Here is a 2589-nt window from a genome sequence, read left to right as displayed (position 1 = left end):
CCTCACGTTTCGCTTCGCCGGCAAGGCGGTCCATGAAGATTGGTGTCAGGCGGCCATTCCAGTCTCTATCCATGCGAACAAAGGACGTATCCACACTGCTGAAGAGTGTTTCGTAGAGTGGCACGTTGCGGCAGAAGGGGTGGTGGGTGTCATGACGATCCACGAACTCACCCAGATAGCCTTTGATCGGCATGCCATAGGCGTCTACGCGTTTCAGCGCCTGGCGGAAGGTCATCAGGTAATAACCGCCGAACAGCTTTTGGCGATCAGTCAGCAGGTACAGAGATTCCTGCATGGTGCCGGCGTAGCCGATATCCACCAATGCAACCTCGCCATCATCGAGCAGGCCCGTACCTTGGAGGTATTCGAGGTAGTTAGCGCGCTCCTTGCTTGCGGCGCTAACTATCAGCGGCAGGAGGTCAAGGAACAGCGGCTTAAGAATCTCCAGGTGTTTGTTGGTGACGATCGATTCGAGTGTCAGGTTATGTTTGGCGAGGATATCGGCAGGTACGTTTGCCGGATAAACACCAAAACGAGAAGAGAGCAGGTGCTGAATAGTCGTGCGTGCATAGTCCACATGCAAGAGGTCCATGACGCCATGTTCATCACGTACCTTGGCCAGGTTCACAGCTCTGCGCGAGCAGAGCAGATAGTGACTGCTTGGTGCGTCAGGATAATTTTGTGCTATCCGGTCGTATGCTTCCTTCATGATCAAGCCGTCGCGAGACAAGAAGTAAAGACGCTTTACGCCGTCGCGGATGGCTTTTTCCATTAGCCACTTGGTGTAGCCCAGGAGCATCGGACCCTGGCCGTAGTAACCCAGGCGCAGAGGGTCGCCGCAGAACAGTGTTCCGCGTCGATGTGGCAGGTAAGGGTTGTCATGGAATCGGTTGCCCGCGACCGCAAGAATCATCTTCCAATCGAGAGAATGGCGTTCTTCATCGCGAGACCAGGGAATCGTAAAGCTGTCGCACTCGGCGAACACTTCCGATGCCTTGACCAAGTGGAAGGGTTTGATGCCGCGTTCTTTGGCACGCACTACGTCGGCAGCGACGTTATCCCCGACGTGTAGAATCGTCTTCGGATCTACATCGAGATCTTCAAGGACGTGATCGAACAGTCTGCCGTTGTGTTTCTTGACACGTGCTTCAGACGATACGTAGAAGCGGTCATAGCCTTCATAACCATTCTTTTTCAGGATGGCTTCGAGGCAGTCGCGGGGCAGATACATATCGGAAATAATGATGATGCGCTTGCCCAGGCTTCGGGCTTCGTTGAATGCCTTGAAACCGGACAGCCTTGGGTAAAGGAGGTCCATTTCCATCCGCATTTCCAGCTGCTGAACGCGCTCTGCCAATTCCTGACCTACGCCAGTTTGTTCTGCAAACGCCTGATAAATTTCATCGATCCGGGTTTCGCCATCACCACGGGCGATAGCAGCTTCGAAGGCGGCTTTTTCTGCGGCGCGTCTGGTTGCACGGAAATCCAGAGATGGCAGATTACAAATCTGGCGAACTTCCTCCGACATGAACTCAAACATGTCTGAAGGGGATTTGAACGGGCGATACAACAGCGTATCGAACACATCGAACGAAATGATGGGGTGCCGCAAAATCTGCTGTGAGAGTTCCCGGCAGTGGTCCATCGAGGACTCTTCGCGAACTTGGTTGAAGTAGCCCAGCTGCTTCAGGTATTCAGGTTCGCGCCGCAGTTCCAAGAGAGTTTCTGCAACTGGCTCGTCATCAGCCCAGCGAGGGAAGTCGCCGACAGGACGTGCGGCGACTTGTTGAAGCCAGCTGGCATAACCCTTGCCATCCTCTGCAAGCATCTGCGCGGGCAGGTGTCGTGAGCTGATGGTTAAAATGATCAAATCATCACGCACGATCGGCTCGCCAGCGGTGACCTGTGCGAAAAAGTCGCTCCAGTCGTTGGTGGTAGCGAATGGGGTGATGTGGCTGGCGCCAAGTGTCAGCAAAGGTTTTTGCCAGAACGCTGCCTGATAGCCGAGAGAGGAGGAAATGGTAATAACCCCGTCCATTTCCGGGACCAGCAACTGCGATACCGACGGGATTTTGTCGAAGTTTTCGAAATAGGCGAAGTTCGGAAATCGCGAGCGCAAATAGCTAATGTTGTGCTCAGTCAGGACTGCACTTCGCGTCTGGCCGGACCAATAGTTTGTCACTACCAAAGCCTGGTTAGCCGGTATGCGATTCATGATGTCTACTAGTACATCGAACTGGCTGCGCCGCCCCAATACGGAGTCGATCATGAAGTAGCCGTCAATCTGCAATGGCAACAAGATCACGTTGCGAAAGCGTTGTTTCAGGTCGTTGATTGCCACTTGCGTTGGAGCAACAGAACTCAGGAACCGAGCTTCGTGATTTCTCAGGTTTTCGAGGGCTTCCATTTCTACCGGGCTGACAGACCGGTTGGCAGGAGTCGTGCTGTCGCCTAGAAGGCCGGCGTCAAATGCTACGAGATTGGCAAATGGTGCGCGGGAGAAAAAGCCGGGCATCTGATAAATGATGCGTGCCTTAGTAAAAATCTCCCCTAGGCAGGACATGGGTGATTCCCAGACAAGAATAATGT

Annotated in this window: 1 protein-coding gene; it reads right to left on the bottom strand. The window is 53.6% G+C overall.

Annotated elements, in window-relative coordinates:
• Positions 1–2563 (bottom strand): HAD family hydrolase (locus HCU66_RS26830; RefSeq protein ID WP_205891369.1); only part of this gene is annotated, 2563 nt, incomplete at its 3' end.
• Positions 2564–2589 lie beyond the last annotated feature (26 nt).

Origin of the sequence: Pseudomonas frederiksbergensis, assembly GCF_017114915.1 — a bacterium.
GTDB classification, from domain to species: Bacteria; Pseudomonadota; Gammaproteobacteria; order Pseudomonadales; family Pseudomonadaceae; genus Aquipseudomonas; species Aquipseudomonas frederiksbergensis_I.
Note: the sequence above shows the minus strand (reverse complement) of the source record. Positions and strands in the feature narration are given on the sequence as shown.